This is a genomic window from Mesorhizobium sp. B2-3-7 (assembly GCF_006442695.1).
GTDB lineage: Bacteria > Pseudomonadota > Alphaproteobacteria > Rhizobiales > Rhizobiaceae > Mesorhizobium.
In genome coordinates this window covers 1-13,734 of the sequence record NZ_VFVV01000021.1, presented here as the reverse complement: position 1 = coordinate 13,734, position 13,734 = coordinate 1, and the positions used below count along the sequence as shown (strand labels likewise).

The following is a 13,734-nucleotide window of genomic DNA, read 5'->3' as shown; positions in this document are numbered from 1 at the left end:
TTGGATTGAAAGGAGAATTACCATGCCCAATCAAGGTGGTAGCCACGAGCAACATGTGAAGGCGGGCCAGCAGAGCCACAAGAACACGGAAAACAAGAACCGCCAGCAGCAACAGGCCGCAGGCAACAATGAGCGGCAACAGGGCGACGGCTCCAACATGCGGGGCGGCTCGCACGAACAACATGTAAGAGCGGGCCAACAGAGCCACAAAAACCGCTAGGCATTTCAGCCAGGCGCGCTGACGCTCGCTCCGTATCATGACATGAGAAAGGTCCATCCCGAGGAATCGGGATGGGCTTGTGTCTACCCCGGCTCAAGGTCAGTCCGCGGGAGCAGTGTAACGGCGGCCAATGGCCTCGGCAATGGCCGCGCGGCTCTCCTGCATGTCCGTGCCGGTATCCGTTTCTATGTCCGCCACCTCGTCGGCGAGGTTCTTGTCCTTGATCTTGCTGCGGAACCATTTCGAATAGTCGCCGGCGCGCAGGTGATGTTCCCAGGTGCGATCGTCGATGCCTTCTGCGATGTGAAGGAACATCATCAGGTTCTGCGCTTTCAGGTTAAGCGCTCCGTCCGGCCCCCGGAAATAGAAGCTGTTGTCGCCAAGGTCGCCCTCGGCATATTTGCGCATGTGCCGCTTGCGAACCTGGCGGGGCCGTTCGACCTTGACCGTCCTGATCGGCTCGCCCGATGATCGTTTCCAAAACAGGACTTCGTCCTTTGGCGGCGGCACGGCGCCGTCGGGGACGTCGATGCCGGTGGCGGCACAGAAGCTTGCGACGATCTTGTCGGCTTCCGGTCCAAGCGCCAGGACGGTTTCGACGCCAGCCAGGACGTCGCGCGAAACCAGATCGGGGTGCACGGTGATCAGGATGGTCGCGGGGAGGCTCTTGGGCAGCGCGAAAGACGCGCCGTCACGGGCCTGGGGCAAGAGATGATGCGCCTCATCGATGATCAGCCAATGCGGTCGGCCGGTGCGCGCGCGAATGCTGGCCATGTCCGGCAGCAGCTTGGCAAAATTGCCGGGCCGTTCGGCGGTCTTCAGCCCCAGCATGTTGACAGCGACATTGTTGGTTGGCTTGGACAGAAGATCGAAGACCTCACGCGAGATCGGCGGGGTCTTGGCGTCGCCAACCACCACCACATTCTCGAGTTCCTGATAGTCGCCTTCGGGGTCGAGAACGCAAAACTGAAAACCCTTCTCGACAAAGCGCTCGGTCAACGCGGTGGCAAGCGTGGATTTGCCGATACCGGATGTGCCGGCCAGCAGCACGCCGCCGCCATGCGGTGAAAGGTGCACCTGCGCGCCCGATATGTCGGTTCCCACTTCCACATGTTGGCGAGCCGTCTCCACGAAGCCGGCATCGCGCGATATGAGCTGTTCGATCAGTTCCACCACGCCGGCACCTCGAGGGCTGGCTGTGACGAAATCCGCCGTCTCCTTAACGGTCGGCAATGCGTTGGCTACGGCGACGCCGAAGCCGACGGCGCGCAGGAATGCATGGTCGTTCTCGGCATCGCCGACACCGACGACGTTGTGGGCGGAAAACCCCAATTCCTCGAGTGCGCAGGCAAGGCCGGTGGCCTTGTTGACCCCGCTTGGCAGCACCATCACCGCGCCCTTGTTGAAGATGATCTCGAGCTCAAGTCCAAGCTCCTTGATCTCCGACAGCACGGCGGTTTCCTGTGGTTCCCAGGTGGCCACGACGCAGCGTCCGACCGACAGGGGCGCGACCCCGCGACGCTTCAGCCGGTCGACGAATTCAGCCGGGGGCGCCGGCGCCAAAAGCCGCTCCTTCTTCGAAGCGGGCGTATAGATCAACGCGCCGTTTTCGGCGACCACCCTGTCGAAGATGTCGAGTGCCGGAAAGACCCGCTCGAGATCGGCAAGCTCGCGGCCGGTCACCATGATCAGCTTGCGGCCCGTCTGCTTCAGCCGTTCGAGCGCAGCATAGGTCGCATCGGAGACGACCCCGTCTTCGGCGAGCGTGCCGTCATAGTCTGTCGCTAGGGCAAGAACATACATCCTGGATATCGTCTGCGCTTGAAACCAGACACCCCGATCGCCCGAAGGCAGCTTCGGCTGTCCGGGCTAACGATGCCGAATGGCGATGGTTCCATGCAGGGAAACGGCCCATGCAACCATATTGGAACCCAGGACTCTGCGGGTAATTTTGCCCGTCGCGCCCGATTTCCTTCAGGCCGCAACGCGACCATGGCGGAACCAGGCAGGGTTCCCGCTGTTAACAACGCGGGCGATCAATCGGTTGCCGATGTGTGGGAGCCATGCGTGCCATGATCAACGATCCGTTGCCGGGAACTGTTCCGGCATCCCTTCCCGCGATCGACGCAAAGGCCGCCCCGACGCTCAAGAACGCCGAGGCGGAGGTGTTCTATACCGAAGCCATTCGCGAACTCGCCGCCACCGACATTCCTTTCCTTGTCGCCGGAACCTACGCGGTAAGCGCCTACACCGGCGTCATCCGTCAGACCAAGGATCTCGATATCTTCTGCAAGGCAGGCGACTTCTCGCGCATCCTGGCCCATTTCAAGCAGCTCGGCTACGCGGTCGAAATCGAGGACGACCGGTGGCTTGGAAAGGTCTTCAAGGGCACGCATTTCTTCGACATCATATTCGCCTCGGCGAATGGAACGATGCCGGTAAGCGACCAGTGGATGGAGCATGCCCGCCAAACCGAACTGCTGGGAAGCCGGGTGAGGATCGTCGGCCCGACCGAGCTCATATGGTCCAAATGCTTCATCCAGGACCGAGGGCGTCATGACGGGGCGGACATCGCCCATACGATCCTCAAGGCGCAGGACCAGATCGACTGGCACAGGCTGCTCTCCTACCTGGAAGTCCACTGGGAAGTGCTGCTGATGCAGATTCTCAGTTTCAGATGGATCTATCCGAGCGAGCGCGACCGCATCCCCACATGGCTGCTTGACGAACTGCTCGACCGCCTTGCCAAGCAGCGCCAATTGCCTTCCCCCAGAATGAAGATCTGCCGCGGGCGCCTGCTTTCGCAGACCGACTACGAAATCGACGTCAAGGAATGGGGCTTCGCCGGCGTCGGCGGTACAGGAGAATTTCGTGATGGCTGAACGGACCGAAGACGCTCCGGCGATGGAGGGCACCGCCACGATCAAGGTGGCGGCCGTTGGCGACCTGCATGTGAAGGAGGACGCCCAGACATCGTATCGCGATCTCTTCGGCGAAATGTCGCGCGAGGCCGATATCCTCGTTCTTCCAGGCGATCTGACCAATCTGGGCAAGCCCCGCGAAGCCGAGATCCTCGCCGAAGACCTGCGCGCCTGCTCTATCCCGGTGGTCGGCGTGCTCGGCAACCATGATTATGAATCCGGCGCGGTCGAGGACGTCGCGGAAATCCTGCGTCAAGCGGGCGTCCATCTCCTCGACGGGCAGACGACCGAAATAGAGGAGGTCGGTTTTGTCGGCGTGAAAGGGTTCGTCGGGGGGTTCGGTTCACGCATGCTCGGCTCCTTCGGCGAGCCGGCCATCAAGTCGATGGTCGCCGAGAGCGTCAGCGAGGCCATGCGGCTTGAGAACGCGATGCGCCAGGTTCGCGCAAAACGCACGCTTGTCATTTTGCACTACGCTCCGATCGTCGAGACCATCGCCGGCGAACCCCTGGAGATATTTCCGTTTCTGGGCTCGTCGCGGCTGGCGGAAACGATCGACCGGTTCCAGGTCAGTGCTGTCGTGCACGGCCATGCGCATCGGGGAAGCTATGAGGGCCGCACGCCCGGCGGGGCGAGGGTCTACAACGTCGCCATGCACGTTTCCAAACCGACCGGCCGACCCTATGCCTTGCTTGAAATCTGACGGAGTCGGACGCCGTCCCGACGGTCAGCTTACCGCTTTGATAGATTTTGCCAGTTCTTCGAGCTTGTGCGGATCGTTGCCGTGACGGCGCACGAGCTCGCGTGCCTGATTGGACGGCAGATCGGCTGTCGCCACCAGTTGCCGGACCTGTTCACTGTCGACCGCGACTTGGGGCAAGTTGCTGCCGGAAATTCTCTCGTCACCAGCCATCGTCTTTCTCCTCGATCGATGCCGAGACAACGGATTGGAAAACCGTCCGGTTCCGAAAGACGGGGCTGAAGTCGACCGGCGGATCCGATCGGCAGCGCGCCGTCTCGATCCGTGGCGGCAAGGCCGGAGGCGACCGCGAATTGGCGATGGAACAAATGACGCCGGCCAGGAGTTGCGTCCCGAATGAAGGGAGGTGATCCCGATGCCAAACCCAGGAAAACCAGATCCCAATCGCGACGTGCCGATGCCGGCGCCGACCTGGAAGCCCGAACCGATCGAGGAGCCTGATCCGGAACAACTCCCGGACGAGACGCCTCTGCCCAATCCCGACGAGAACGAAGAATCGCCGATGCATGCCGGCAGCCGCGTCGTCTGAACGTGCGACGCATGAGATCCCGATCCCGTGGCAATGGAACGTCTTGGGCCGGCGCCATTGTCCCCCCATCGTGTTTCCATCGCAGCAACGGCAAGGGGCGCTTCAACCAAAGGAGAACATCATGAAAGTTGGCAACTGCATGACGCAAGGCGTTCAGGTCGCCAGTCCGGACCAGACCCTGCGGGAGGCCGCCGCCGCCATGGCCAGCCTCGATGCCGGCGCTCTGCCCGTAGGCGAGGACGACCGGCTGGTCGGAATGATCACTGATCGCGACATCGCCGTCCGTGGCGTCGCCCAGGGTAGGGGCCCGGATACGCGGATACGCGAAGTGATGAGTGCCGAGATCAGGTACTGTTACGACGACGAGGAGATCGAGGACGTGCTCCAGCAGATGGGGGACCTTCAGGTTAGACGGCTGCCGGTGATCAGCCGTGAAAAACGGCTGGTTGGCATCATCTCGCTTGGCGATCTCACGAAAAACGGCGAGGCAGCACGAGCCGGCGAAGCGCTGAACGGCATCTCACAGGCAGGCGGCGCGCATTCGCAGACGGCACACTGACCATCGATGACATTGCGAGAGCGCTGCCCGCGTCCCGCGGGCGGCGACGGCGGTTCAGCGATCGATCTCTCCAAAGACGATGTCGAGGGAGCCGATGATCGCCGAGACGTCGGCGATCATGTGCCCCCGGGACAGATAGTCCATCGCCTGCAGATGTGCGAAGGACGGCGCGCGAATCTTGCACCGGTAAGGAACATTGCCCCCATCCGAAACCAGATAGACGCCGAACTCGCCTTTCGGCGCCTCGACGGCGGCATAGACCTCGCCCTCGGGCACGTGATGGCCTTCCGTGTAAAGCTTGAAATGGTGAATGGTCGCTTCCATGGAGCGTTTCATCTCCGCGCGGCGTGGCGGCGTGATCTTCCGGTTGGGAATTGCGACCGGTCCTTGGCCTTGCGGCGACCGTAGCTTGTCAAGACATTGCCTCATGATCCGGACCGACTGGCGCATCTCCTCCATTCGTACGAGGTAGCGGTCATAGCAGTCGCCGTTCTTGCCGATGGGAATATCGAAATCCATCTGCGGGTAGCATTCGTAAGGCTGCGCCTTGCGCAAATCCCATGCCGCGCCCGACCCACGCACCATTACGCCCGAAAATCCCCAAGCCCAGGCATCGTCGAGACCGATGACGCCGACGTCGACATTGCGCTGCTTGAATATGCGGTTTTCGGTGAGCAGTTCTTCGAGATTGTCGCAGACCTTGAGGAACGGATCGCAGAAATCCCAGATATCGTCCAACAGGTCCGGGGGAAGATCCTGATGTACGCCGCCGATCCTGAAATAGTTGGCATGCATGCGGGCGCCCGATGCCCGTTCATAAAACACCATCAGTTTCTCGCGTTCGGCGAAACCCCAGAGCGGCGGCGTGAGGGCGCCGATATCCATCGCCTGCGTGGTGACATTGAGCAGATGGGACAGCAGCCGGCCGATCTCGCAATACAGCACGCGGATGAGCTGGCCGCGCTGTGGAACCGAGATCCCGAGCAGCTTCTCCGCCGCCAGGCAGAAGGCGTGCTCCTGATTCATCGGCGCCACATAGTCGAGCCTGTCGAAATAGGGCAGGGCCTGCAGGTAGTTCTTGTACTCGATCAACTTCTCCGTGCCTCGATGCAGCAGCCCGATATGCGGATCGACGCGTTCGACGACTTCGCCGTCGAGTTCGAGCACCAGCCGCAGGACGCCATGCGCCGCAGGGTGCTGCGGCCCGAAGTTTATCGTGAAATTGCGGACCGTCGCGTCAGTCATGACGCCCTCCTTCGACTTTGCCGCCTGGCACCGGGAATGGGACATCCGCCGAAGCACCGGGTTCTGCCCCCACGCCGTCAGGTCGTGGTCTGGATGATCAGCGTCAGCGTGCCGTCGCCGTCGATGTTGGCGGCCACCACTTCGGAGGCGTCAAGCCCATTCGCGGCCAGGGCCGAGGAGGCTTCCGGCGATGCGCTGACCGAACGCTGCAGGACGTGAAGGTCTTCCTGACTGGTCTGGGCAACCACGGTCTCGACCTTGGCCTTGAGGTCGGGTGGCAAGTCCGCCAATGCGACGATGGCTATGTTGGTGAATGTCTGTCCGGTGATGCCCTGGTCGGGGCCGGTCTGACCTGGCACGGCTTCCGGTGCCGGTGCGTCCGGGGGAAGGGGTGCGTTTTGGGACTGAGCATGGGCAGGCAAAGCCAGAGTGAGTGCCGCCAGGATGATGATTGCCTTGTTCATGATATCTTCCTTCCTTGTTCGAGGAGGGTCGATCGGGATGACGCGCGACAGGGACAGCAAGCCATCGCCTCGAACAGTGTTGCGTGTTCAAAGCGCGAAGTCCGGATTTGTTCCGGCTCCGGTCGAATCCAAGGCAGGGACGAGGACGCATCGCTGCCCTGCCTATGGTCGGGGACCTTTATCGCTGATCGCGTCAAACCGTTCGATGTCGTAGCGCGGACTGATCCGCGCCAGTATCTCGACGGAGGGTTTGGCCGCGTCGGGCTGTTTCCAGCTCAGCTCGAAGGAGAATACGAACCGGCCGCGCTCGATGTCGTGCTGCATTCCGAGAAAGCGCCAGCGATAGCCCAGCGGTTGAACCAGCGCGTCGAGGTCAGGCGGAACGCCGTTCGCCGACGAGATCGCCAGGATCGCATGATGGGTTCGTGGGACCCACAGATCGACCTGCTTCAGCACCTGAAGCGTTATCAACGTCAAAACCGTCCCCGCTGTGCCAAGTGCCAGTTGCCCGCCGCCGAAGGCGAGGCCGATTGCGGTCATGACCCACAAGGTGGCGGCCGTGGTGACACCCGTCACGAAATCGCCGCGGCGGAGAATGGCTCCGCCGCCAATGAAACCGACACCCGTCAGCACGCCCAGCGGAAAACGGAGCACGTCCATCACACTGAACGAATCGGGGCCCTTGCCGCCCACCTCGAGCAGGATATTGGCCTGCATCATCGCGATCGCGGCCGCCAGGCCGACTAGGATGGTTGTTCTGAGCCCGGCGGTGTGGCCGCGGGCTTCCCTGTTCATTCCGATGATCACGCCGGCAACAAAAGCAAGAGCCAGGCGCAGGGCTAGGTCGGTCAAGGTTGGATGAAGCGGCATGGTCATAGCGGGGACGACTCACGCAACGGGCTCGTTCTCCAACACCGCGGAGCGTTCGATGGTTCCCTAGGTGGAAGGTGAAGCTTCTTGTCGGGTTCAGGCAACCCACGACGTCCCGCTGCGTTTGGCACAGAACGCACTCGGGAGATCTTTCCATGCCGCTCACCGCCTTTGCGCTCAATTGCACCTTGAAGGCCTCCGACGACGCCGAGAAATCGTCCACGGACCGCCTGCTGGCGGATCTGCTGGCGGCAATGGTGCCGCATGGGGTCCGCGGCGAGATTGTTCGCGCCCTCGACCATGACGTCAAACCCGGCGTGCTGTCGGACATGGGCGAGGGAGACGGTTGGCCGCAGCTCCGCAGGAAGATCCTCGACGCCGACATCTTCGTGCTGGGCCTGCCCATCTGGCTCGGCCAGCCGTCGAGTGTCGCCAAGCGCATCCTGGAGCGCATGGATGCGTTTCTATCGGAGACCGACAAACAAGGCCGGATGCCGGCCGCCGGCAAGGTCGCGATCGTGGCGATCGTCGGCAATGAAGACGGCGCTCACGCCTGTCACGCGGCGTGCTTTCAGGCGCTAAACGACGTCGGCTTCACGATTCCTGCCAATGGCGGCGTGTATTGGGTTGGGCAGGCTATGGGCGACGTCAACTATGTCGACCTGCCCGGAACGCCGGAAGCCGTGGTCGAGATGATCGAAATGACGGCTTCGAATGCGGCCCATCTGGCCAGCGTGCTGAAGGAAAGGCAGTATCGCGGCGTCGGAAAGTGAAGAGATTTTCGTGGCGGCACAGAGTGCCCGTTGCCCTGACACCATCGGCCACTCGATGGTTGCCGGGCGCCAGCAAGATCAGTGTCGGCGCCCTTGGGGTCAGGGCTCGTCAAAAGGCCCGGCTCGCCTGGCCAGATCGCGCGATATGGCACCTTCCTCTTCGTCATCGGGCAATGCCTCGTCGCTGTTCTGGTAGGCGTTGTCATCGTCCTCCTCCGGCAGGTCGCCTTCCTTCTCGACGTCGACGACGGCGTCGACATTGTCGGACACCTTGTCTGGAAGAACCCTGCCGCCCTTGATTGCATCCCAGTCCGCCTGCTGGATTGCCGGGACTTCAGTTTCGTCCCGTTGTTCGGATCGTTGCTTCTTGCGCGGTTCCATCTCATGTCTCCGATATGAACGGGTGCCTCATGTGGCCCCTTTGTCGCCAGTTGCGTCGCTTTCCGCCGTCAGAACTCGGCTATCCTGATGGGTCGTGGAATCGGAAAGGCTAACGGATAACCGCCGACCCGGCCCGTTGTTCCTCTCAGTGGGATCGGTTGGTGTTCCGCCTTGGGCCTGGGATGCAGCATCGCGGGGTAGCCGCCGCATTCGCGCAACCAATCCCGCATTACCTCGTTTTGCCTTTGAGACCGGCCCTTGAACTTTACCAATTGGAAATCTCAGAGACACTCAAATGAACCCTTCAGCCGAGCCCCGATCACCGTCGGGAAACAATCTCCATATTCAGCCTTTCCATGGAACGGTGACTGTCAGATTCTCCGACGCCATCATCGCCTCCACCGAACATGCGCTGCAGGTCCAGGAAACGGGGAGGGATCCTGTGTTCTACATCCCGTTCCAGGACATCTATTTCGACCTGCTCGAGAAAACCGATACCACCTCGATATCGCCAAAAGGCACTGCGAGCTATTGGCGCGTGCATGCCGTTGGCGGATCGGCGGATGATTTCATGTGGGCGTATGAAGAGCCCGAGGCGCCTGTCCGGGTGCTTGCTCGCCACGCCGCCTTCGATCCCGGCAAGGCTCGCATAGACGCCGATCCCGCTGAAGACGAGCGCCACACGCCTCACATAGTGGAATAGCAGGACAGCGGCAGGATTTATCCAAGGGAACCGATTCCATTGGGTTGTCGTGCGATGACACCGGGCCCAGGTCGCCTTCACGCTGCGCGGTCTTCGTCGAGAATGCGCAGGCCCTCTTCAAATTTCGCGAGGGGAATCCCGGCCCGCCGCGCTTGCCACAGGTTGTCGGCCAGATCCGCACGCTTGACCGGCCGCGCCAGGGGATTTGACGCAGCCCGGCGCACGAAAGCGATTTCATTCTCGCCAGGCCTCTTCGTCAGCGCATCGACCGCAGCGACAATCGAGGGACCAAACCCCGCCGATTTCAGCCTTGTCCTTGTCCAGCCTTCCCCTTTTTCGAGGACGTCATGCAGATAAGCCACGATCTTCTGGTCAAGGGTTTCGACCGTGTCGACCACGCGCCTGCAGTGTTCGATATAGGGTTGCCCGGTCTTGTCGGTCTGCGATCGATGCGCGTCCTCGGCAATCTTGGCCGCGCGGTAGAGCATGCTCATTGCCAGCCTCCCTTCATTCAATCTGTTCGAACCCGCATTGCCGGGGCGCCTTGTCCGGCCGCCATCGCAGCAGTTTCGTTCCATGGCGAAACCGATTGCCGGTGACGTGATCGAAACGGACTTCGACCACCAACTCCGGCCGCACGGGCTCCCACTCCCCGCTGCGTTCGGTGCTCCAGCGGCTCGGCCCGCCGGGAGCCTTGCCGGTAAAGCCGGGTCCGCCTCTCAGGTTCTCGAGCTTCGCGGTAATTTCTGCCCTGTCGTCCTTGCCGATCGTCGACGTAAACCCGACATGGTCGAGTTTGCCGTGGTCGTCATAGAGACCGAGCAGCAGGGATCCGACCTGGCTGCTGCCCGTCAGGTAGCGGAACCCGCCGACGACACAGTCCGCGGTGCGCAGCCGCTTCACCTTGATCATGGTGCGCTCGCCCGGCCGATAAGGGTCCATCAGCAGTTTGGCGACAACTCCATCGGTGGAGCCGTGGCCGGCCTCGCCCAGCCAGCGCCTGGCGGTGGTCACGTCGGTGGTGCGCGGCGACAACCGCAACGAGGAAACGCCCGACCTCATGACGAAGCGCTCAATCGCGGCCCGTCGTTCCGTCAAGCTCTTGTCGAGCATGATCCCCCCGTCCGGATCGGCGAGAATATCGAACAGGACGAGACGGGCCGGGGTTTGCGCGCTCAGCATGCGAATCCTGCTTTCGGCAGGGTGAAGCCGCATCTGCAAGGCCTCGAAGGAAGGATCGCCATTCACTTCGATGACTATCTCGCCGTCAAGAACGAAAGACTGGGTATCGAGATCGCGCAACAGTGTCGTTATTTCCGGAAAATACCGGCCGAGCGGCTTGCCGGACTTGGCCCTGAGATCGACGCTTGCGGTGCCTTTGAAGGCCAGGCAGCGGAATCCGTCCCACTTCGGCTCATACTGCCAGAGACCGTCGTCGCCCGGCAGTGCGTCGGCCGCCTTGGCCTCCATGGGGCGGGTATCCAAAGGCAGCGGAAAAGCAGCGGCCACGGCTTCTACCACCGCTCTTCGGCGTCGTGGTGCGGCAGGTCCACACCGCAGCATGTCCATCCGAGCCGTTGCGCGGATCCGTAATTGTAGCGTGGCTCGAGATCGGCGGGATCGTCGAAGGTTCCGACATGCAGGGCGATCTCATCCGGCGATGCATCGTAGGCCAACGCGATGGGCGATCCGCAGTCGCGGCAGAAGCTTCTTTGTGCGATGGGTGATGACCTGCGGCAGAAAGGCTTGTTGGAAAGCCATTCCAAGCTGGCTGATGGTACCCACGCCAGGACTGCGAACGCACTGCCGGTCGAGCGTCGGCACATGTCGCAGTGGCAATAGTGAGTGCGCGGCCTGGAGATGGTGCGATAGCGGACGTTGCCGCACAGGCATCCCCCGGTTCGTTCTCTCATTTCTTGCTGCGCGACCATTGGCCGATCTCTCGAACCTCGATGCTGGTCAACGTTCCACCGATGATGTGGTTTCCGAGAGCCCGAGGGGAACGAGTTTCGCTGCCTCGCGTTTGGTCGGCACTCGAGAAACTGGGGACTAGCGCAAGGATGTCGACTTGAACGGAACCCCTATGCGGCTGGCATGTGCGTTCAGGTATCCGTCCCTGGCCGCCTTGTGCCGGCTCGACGCCGAAGACGACAAAGCGGGTCGCTGCTGATGTCGGCTCCGGGTCTGGCATATGGACCTCTGGGCGATCATTGTGCCCATCTGTGTGTCGACATGCAGCGGCTGTTCGCCGAGCCGTCGGAGTGGGCGACACCCTGGATCACCCGTGTCCTTCCCCGGATCGTCAGCCTTGCCGAAAGATATCCTTCACAAACGATCTTCACTCGCTTCCTTCCGGCGCGACGCCCGGGGCAGGGCACCGGCACCTGGAAGCGGTACTATGAACGCTGGGCATCGATGACCATCGACAGGATCGGCGAGGAGATGATCGAACTCCTGCCGCCGCTGGCGGCATGCTGCCCGCCGGCGATCGTTGTCGACAAGCACATCTACTCACCGTGGCCCGAAGGGCATCTGCACACGCTGCTTTCATCCCGCCGGATCGACACTCTCGTCATCACCGGCGGCGAGACCGACGTCTGCGTTCTGGCGACAGTGCTTGGCGCGATCGATATCGGCTACCGCGTCGTTCTGGTGACGGATGCCCTGTGCAGCTCTTCGGATGCAACACACGACGCGCTGATGACCGTCTATCATCAGCGGTTCGCGCAGCAGGTCGAAACGGTCGAGATGGAGACGGTTCTTTCCAACTGGACCTGATCTCGAAGCAATGTCCAGGTCAGGCGCTCAGGTCGATCAAGGCGATGCCGAGATCGGCGTGTTTCGTGCGGCGCAGATGAGCGGGGGACTCGACCAGTGTGACCTCCAGGGTCGGTCGCACCACGCCGCCCAGCAGATGTCCGCCCCGCGTCGCTCCGTCGCTCAGTCCGAGCACGGCATGCAGGTGGAGGCTGGGCTTGCCGTCATCGCCCAAGGCAATGTCGCCGATCGCGCTGAGAACCTCGCACTGCTCGTTGACCGGTATCTTGCGATAGTCCTTTGCCTCGAAATCGAACCAACCGACCGCTGCTCGCTCGAACGCGCCGAGCGCGGTCAGCGATGCGCCGTCGATCTGTTCTTCGCTGGCAAAGGCAGTGAGCACGCCAATCGCCTCTTCGCCAGGCTCGAGCACCACCACGAAGGTCCTCTGTCCCGCGACTTTCGAAACCAGTTTCGATTTCATTGCCGTTGTCCTGTGGCCAAGGTGCAGAAACCTTGGCGGTGAATTTTCAGGCCGGCCCACTTATTCGAACGAACCGTTCGCGTCCCGGTTCCATATTGCGGCAGGCGCGCGGCGTCGAAGCGGCCGGCAGTATCCGCCCGAACGCCTACCCCTCAGCCTTGAAGTTCTTGGCTTCCTTTTTCACCTCTTTCCTGTCGTTGTCGTGCTTGCGGATAAGATCTTTCGCCTGCTTGGGCGAGACGTCGGTCGTTTCGGCCAGATGCACGGCTTCGCGATCTTCGTCTTGTGGCCGGATCTTTTCCTTGGCCATCGGTCTGTCTCCTTTTTTCCGTGTCATGGGACGTAACCAGACAAGCGCCGCCCGGTTCCATGAAACTGCCTTGCTCGAAGGAGCGCCTGCCTCGGTAGAAGCTATTTCGCGGAGGAACTCGACTTGGGAGAGCGCAGCAAAAGTGCGAGCGGCACGAGCAGGGCGGTCGCGATCGCGGAGTAGCGAAACAAGTCCACGTAAGCCAGAAGCGTCGCCTGCCGGCCTATCGTCTGGCCAATCCAGCCGACCGCCTGGACTTTCGCCTCGACCGCGGGCGAGCCCTGAGCGACGAAATAGTCAGTCATGCGCCGAAGCATCTGCTGATAGACAGGCGAGGACTGCGCCGTGTTGCCGATCAGATGGGTCTGATGCAGTTGTGCGTTCTGCGCCACGACGGTGTTGGAGAGCGATACGCCGACGCTGCCGCCGATATTGCGGGCGACATTGATCAGCGCCGAGGCCTGGTTGGTCTTTTGCGGCGGCAGGCCGACATAGGCGGCCGTCGAAATGGGGATGAACAGGAAGGGAAGCCCTACCGTGATGAAAATGCGGGCATAGGTGAAATAGCTGAAACCGGCATTCGGCGACAGTGAAGTCAGGTGCCACAATCCCACGGCAACCGCCGACATGCCGATCATGATCAGGTATTTCGGCTGCACGAAGCCGGAGGCGAAGCCGGAAATCGGCATCAGCATCAGCATGGCGATGCCGCCAGGCATCATCGAAAGTCCCGAAAGCGTCGCGGTGTAGTCGAAGGT

At 61.8% G+C, this 13,734-nt stretch carries 19 protein-coding genes and 1 pseudogene; 8 read left to right on the top strand and 12 right to left on the bottom strand.

Going from position 1 to position 13,734, the window contains the following annotated elements:
* Positions 1 to 22: 22 nt before the first annotated feature.
* A complete protein-coding gene (locus tag FJ940_RS27665) occupies positions 23 to 220 on the top strand; it encodes a hypothetical protein (RefSeq protein ID WP_140496155.1) in 198 nt (65 codons plus the stop codon).
* A 99-nt stretch (positions 221 to 319) separates the two neighbouring features.
* Here the strand turns inward: FJ940_RS27665 and FJ940_RS27660 are convergent, their stop codons facing one another.
* Positions 320 to 2,023, bottom strand: a complete 1,704-nt coding sequence (locus FJ940_RS27660; RefSeq protein WP_140658505.1) for an HAD family hydrolase — start codon at positions 2,021 to 2,023, stop codon at positions 320 to 322.
* Positions 2,024 to 2,292: 269 nt separating this feature from the next.
* On the opposite strand from FJ940_RS27660, the gene FJ940_RS27655 reads away from it, so the two are divergent.
* Together FJ940_RS27655 and FJ940_RS27650 are read left to right on the top strand one after the other, a co-directional pair.
* Entirely contained in the window at positions 2,293 to 3,102 is an 810-nt protein-coding gene (locus FJ940_RS27655; protein ID WP_140496153.1) for a nucleotidyltransferase family protein, read from the top strand.
* Positions 3,095 to 3,844 carry a metallophosphoesterase gene (locus FJ940_RS27650; RefSeq protein WP_140496152.1) on the top strand — a complete coding sequence of 250 codons (750 nt, stop codon included), beginning with the start codon at positions 3,095 to 3,097 and terminating at the stop codon, positions 3,842 to 3,844. Before FJ940_RS27655 ends, FJ940_RS27650 begins: the two co-directional genes overlap by 8 nt.
* 24 nt (positions 3,845 to 3,868) lie before the next feature.
* On the opposite strand, the gene FJ940_RS27645 is transcribed toward FJ940_RS27650, so the two are convergent.
* The gene (locus FJ940_RS27645) at positions 3,869 to 4,054 is read right to left on the bottom strand and encodes a hypothetical protein (protein WP_140496151.1); all 186 of its coding nucleotides are present in this window, start codon (positions 4,052 to 4,054) and stop codon (positions 3,869 to 3,871) included.
* 202 nt (positions 4,055 to 4,256) lie between these two features.
* Between FJ940_RS27645 and FJ940_RS27640 the strand changes: the two genes are divergently transcribed.
* A complete protein-coding gene (locus FJ940_RS27640; RefSeq protein ID WP_140496150.1) occupies positions 4,257 to 4,430 on the top strand; it encodes a hypothetical protein in 174 nt (57 codons plus the stop codon).
* Between the two features lie 121 nt (positions 4,431 to 4,551).
* On the top strand, positions 4,552 to 4,989 hold the full coding sequence (locus FJ940_RS27635) for a CBS domain-containing protein (RefSeq protein ID WP_140496149.1): 438 nt from the start codon (positions 4,552 to 4,554) through the stop codon (positions 4,987 to 4,989).
* A 54-nt stretch (positions 4,990 to 5,043) separates the two neighbouring features.
* Here FJ940_RS27635 and FJ940_RS27630 read toward each other — a convergent pair whose 3' ends face one another.
* The 3 genes from FJ940_RS27630 to FJ940_RS27620 all read right to left on the bottom strand — a co-directional run bounded on the left by FJ940_RS27630 (position 5,044) and on the right by FJ940_RS27620 (position 7,574).
* A complete protein-coding gene (locus tag FJ940_RS27630; protein WP_140658503.1) occupies positions 5,044 to 6,234 on the bottom strand; it encodes an NADH-quinone oxidoreductase subunit D in 1,191 nt (396 codons plus the stop codon).
* Between the two features lie 77 nt (positions 6,235 to 6,311).
* Positions 6,312 to 6,698 carry a hypothetical protein gene (locus tag FJ940_RS27625; protein ID WP_140658501.1) on the bottom strand — a complete coding sequence of 129 codons (387 nt, stop codon included), beginning with the start codon at positions 6,696 to 6,698 and terminating at the stop codon, positions 6,312 to 6,314.
* A gap of 162 nt (positions 6,699 to 6,860) precedes the next feature.
* Positions 6,861 to 7,574: an MgtC/SapB family protein gene (locus FJ940_RS27620; RefSeq protein ID WP_224618017.1), complete on the bottom strand. Its 714-nt coding sequence runs from the start codon at positions 7,572 to 7,574 to the stop codon at positions 6,861 to 6,863.
* A gap of 149 nt (positions 7,575 to 7,723) precedes the next feature.
* On the opposite strand from FJ940_RS27620, the gene FJ940_RS27615 reads away from it, so the two are divergent.
* On the top strand, positions 7,724 to 8,341 hold the full coding sequence (locus tag FJ940_RS27615; RefSeq protein WP_140522254.1) for an NAD(P)H-dependent oxidoreductase: 618 nt from the start codon (positions 7,724 to 7,726) through the stop codon (positions 8,339 to 8,341).
* Between the two features lie 99 nt (positions 8,342 to 8,440).
* On the opposite strand, the gene FJ940_RS27610 is transcribed toward FJ940_RS27615, so the two are convergent.
* Positions 8,441 to 8,722, bottom strand: a complete 282-nt coding sequence (locus tag FJ940_RS27610; protein WP_140658499.1) for a hypothetical protein — start codon at positions 8,720 to 8,722, stop codon at positions 8,441 to 8,443.
* A gap of 364 nt (positions 8,723 to 9,086) precedes the next feature.
* Here FJ940_RS27610 and FJ940_RS27605 point away from each other — a divergent pair, with 364 nt between their 5' ends.
* Complete coding sequence (locus FJ940_RS27605) at positions 9,087 to 9,425, top strand: DUF427 domain-containing protein (RefSeq protein ID WP_318012459.1); 339 nt, start codon at positions 9,087 to 9,089, stop codon at positions 9,423 to 9,425.
* Positions 9,426 to 9,502: 77 nt separating this feature from the next.
* Here FJ940_RS27605 and FJ940_RS27600 read toward each other — a convergent pair whose 3' ends face one another.
* The 3 genes from FJ940_RS27600 to FJ940_RS27590 are packed head-to-tail and all read right to left on the bottom strand — an operon-like array spanning position 9,503 to position 11,338.
* Positions 9,503 to 9,919: an HD domain-containing protein gene (locus FJ940_RS27600; RefSeq protein ID WP_140513578.1), complete on the bottom strand. Its 417-nt coding sequence runs from the start codon at positions 9,917 to 9,919 to the stop codon at positions 9,503 to 9,505.
* Between the two features lie 13 nt (positions 9,920 to 9,932).
* On the bottom strand, positions 9,933 to 10,988 hold the full coding sequence (locus tag FJ940_RS27595; protein ID WP_140560377.1) for an ATP-dependent DNA ligase: 1,056 nt from the start codon (positions 10,986 to 10,988) through the stop codon (positions 9,933 to 9,935).
* Positions 10,940 to 11,338: a GFA family protein gene (locus FJ940_RS27590; RefSeq protein ID WP_224618060.1), complete on the bottom strand. Its 399-nt coding sequence runs from the start codon at positions 11,336 to 11,338 to the stop codon at positions 10,940 to 10,942. Before FJ940_RS27590 ends, FJ940_RS27595 begins: the two co-directional genes overlap by 49 nt.
* A gap of 256 nt (positions 11,339 to 11,594) precedes the next feature.
* Here FJ940_RS27590 and FJ940_RS27585 point away from each other — a divergent pair, with 256 nt between their 5' ends.
* Positions 11,595 to 12,203 carry an isochorismatase family cysteine hydrolase gene (locus tag FJ940_RS27585; protein WP_140522250.1) on the top strand — a complete coding sequence of 203 codons (609 nt, stop codon included), beginning with the start codon at positions 11,595 to 11,597 and terminating at the stop codon, positions 12,201 to 12,203.
* A 19-nt stretch (positions 12,204 to 12,222) separates the two neighbouring features.
* Here the strand turns inward: FJ940_RS27585 and FJ940_RS27580 are convergent, their stop codons facing one another.
* From FJ940_RS27580 to FJ940_RS27575, 3 genes and pseudogenes are all read right to left on the bottom strand, one after another.
* A complete protein-coding gene (locus FJ940_RS27580) occupies positions 12,223 to 12,666 on the bottom strand; it encodes a PPC domain-containing DNA-binding protein (protein ID WP_140522248.1) in 444 nt (147 codons plus the stop codon).
* A gap of 145 nt (positions 12,667 to 12,811) precedes the next feature.
* A complete protein-coding gene (locus FJ940_RS28585; RefSeq protein WP_181165226.1) occupies positions 12,812 to 12,976 on the bottom strand; it encodes a hypothetical protein in 165 nt (54 codons plus the stop codon).
* Between the two features lie 101 nt (positions 12,977 to 13,077).
* Positions 13,078 to 13,734 (bottom strand): annotated as a pseudogene (locus FJ940_RS27575) (EmrB/QacA family drug resistance transporter); the annotation flags it as partial.

What these genes read in the sequence shown, in the direction of transcription:
- FJ940_RS27665 (WP_140496155.1), top strand. Translation starts at nt 23, where the DNA reads ATGCCCAATCAAGGTGGTAGCCACGAGCAACATGTGAAGGCGGGCCAG.
- FJ940_RS27660 (WP_140658505.1), bottom strand. Translation starts at nt 2,023, where the DNA reads ATGTATGTTCTTGCCCTAGCGACAGACTATGACGGCACGCTCGCCGAA.
- FJ940_RS27655 (WP_140496153.1), top strand. Translation starts at nt 2,293, where the DNA reads ATGATCAACGATCCGTTGCCGGGAACTGTTCCGGCATCCCTTCCCGCG.
- FJ940_RS27650 (WP_140496152.1), top strand. Translation starts at nt 3,095, where the DNA reads ATGGCTGAACGGACCGAAGACGCTCCGGCGATGGAGGGCACCGCCACG.
- FJ940_RS27645 (WP_140496151.1), bottom strand. Translation starts at nt 4,054, where the DNA reads ATGGCTGGTGACGAGAGAATTTCCGGCAGCAACTTGCCCCAAGTCGCG.
- FJ940_RS27640 (WP_140496150.1), top strand. Translation starts at nt 4,257, where the DNA reads ATGCCAAACCCAGGAAAACCAGATCCCAATCGCGACGTGCCGATGCCG.
- FJ940_RS27635 (WP_140496149.1), top strand. Translation starts at nt 4,552, where the DNA reads ATGAAAGTTGGCAACTGCATGACGCAAGGCGTTCAGGTCGCCAGTCCG.
- FJ940_RS27630 (WP_140658503.1), bottom strand. Translation starts at nt 6,234, where the DNA reads ATGACTGACGCGACGGTCCGCAATTTCACGATAAACTTCGGGCCGCAG.
- FJ940_RS27625 (WP_140658501.1), bottom strand. Translation starts at nt 6,698, where the DNA reads ATGAACAAGGCAATCATCATCCTGGCGGCACTCACTCTGGCTTTGCCT.
- FJ940_RS27620 (WP_224618017.1), bottom strand. Translation starts at nt 7,574, where the DNA reads ATGACCATGCCGCTTCATCCAACCTTGACCGACCTAGCCCTGCGCCTG.
- FJ940_RS27615 (WP_140522254.1), top strand. Translation starts at nt 7,724, where the DNA reads ATGCCGCTCACCGCCTTTGCGCTCAATTGCACCTTGAAGGCCTCCGAC.
- FJ940_RS27610 (WP_140658499.1), bottom strand. Translation starts at nt 8,722, where the DNA reads ATGGAACCGCGCAAGAAGCAACGATCCGAACAACGGGACGAAACTGAA.
- FJ940_RS27600 (WP_140513578.1), bottom strand. Translation starts at nt 9,919, where the DNA reads ATGAGCATGCTCTACCGCGCGGCCAAGATTGCCGAGGACGCGCATCGA.
- FJ940_RS27595 (WP_140560377.1), bottom strand. Translation starts at nt 10,988, where the DNA reads ATGCTGCGGTGTGGACCTGCCGCACCACGACGCCGAAGAGCGGTGGTA.
- FJ940_RS27590 (WP_224618060.1), bottom strand. Translation starts at nt 11,338, where the DNA reads ATGAGAGAACGAACCGGGGGATGCCTGTGCGGCAACGTCCGCTATCGC.
- FJ940_RS27585 (WP_140522250.1), top strand. Translation starts at nt 11,595, where the DNA reads ATGTCGGCTCCGGGTCTGGCATATGGACCTCTGGGCGATCATTGTGCC.
- FJ940_RS27580 (WP_140522248.1), bottom strand. Translation starts at nt 12,666, where the DNA reads ATGAAATCGAAACTGGTTTCGAAAGTCGCGGGACAGAGGACCTTCGTG.
- FJ940_RS28585 (WP_181165226.1), bottom strand. Translation starts at nt 12,976, where the DNA reads ATGGCCAAGGAAAAGATCCGGCCACAAGACGAAGATCGCGAAGCCGTG.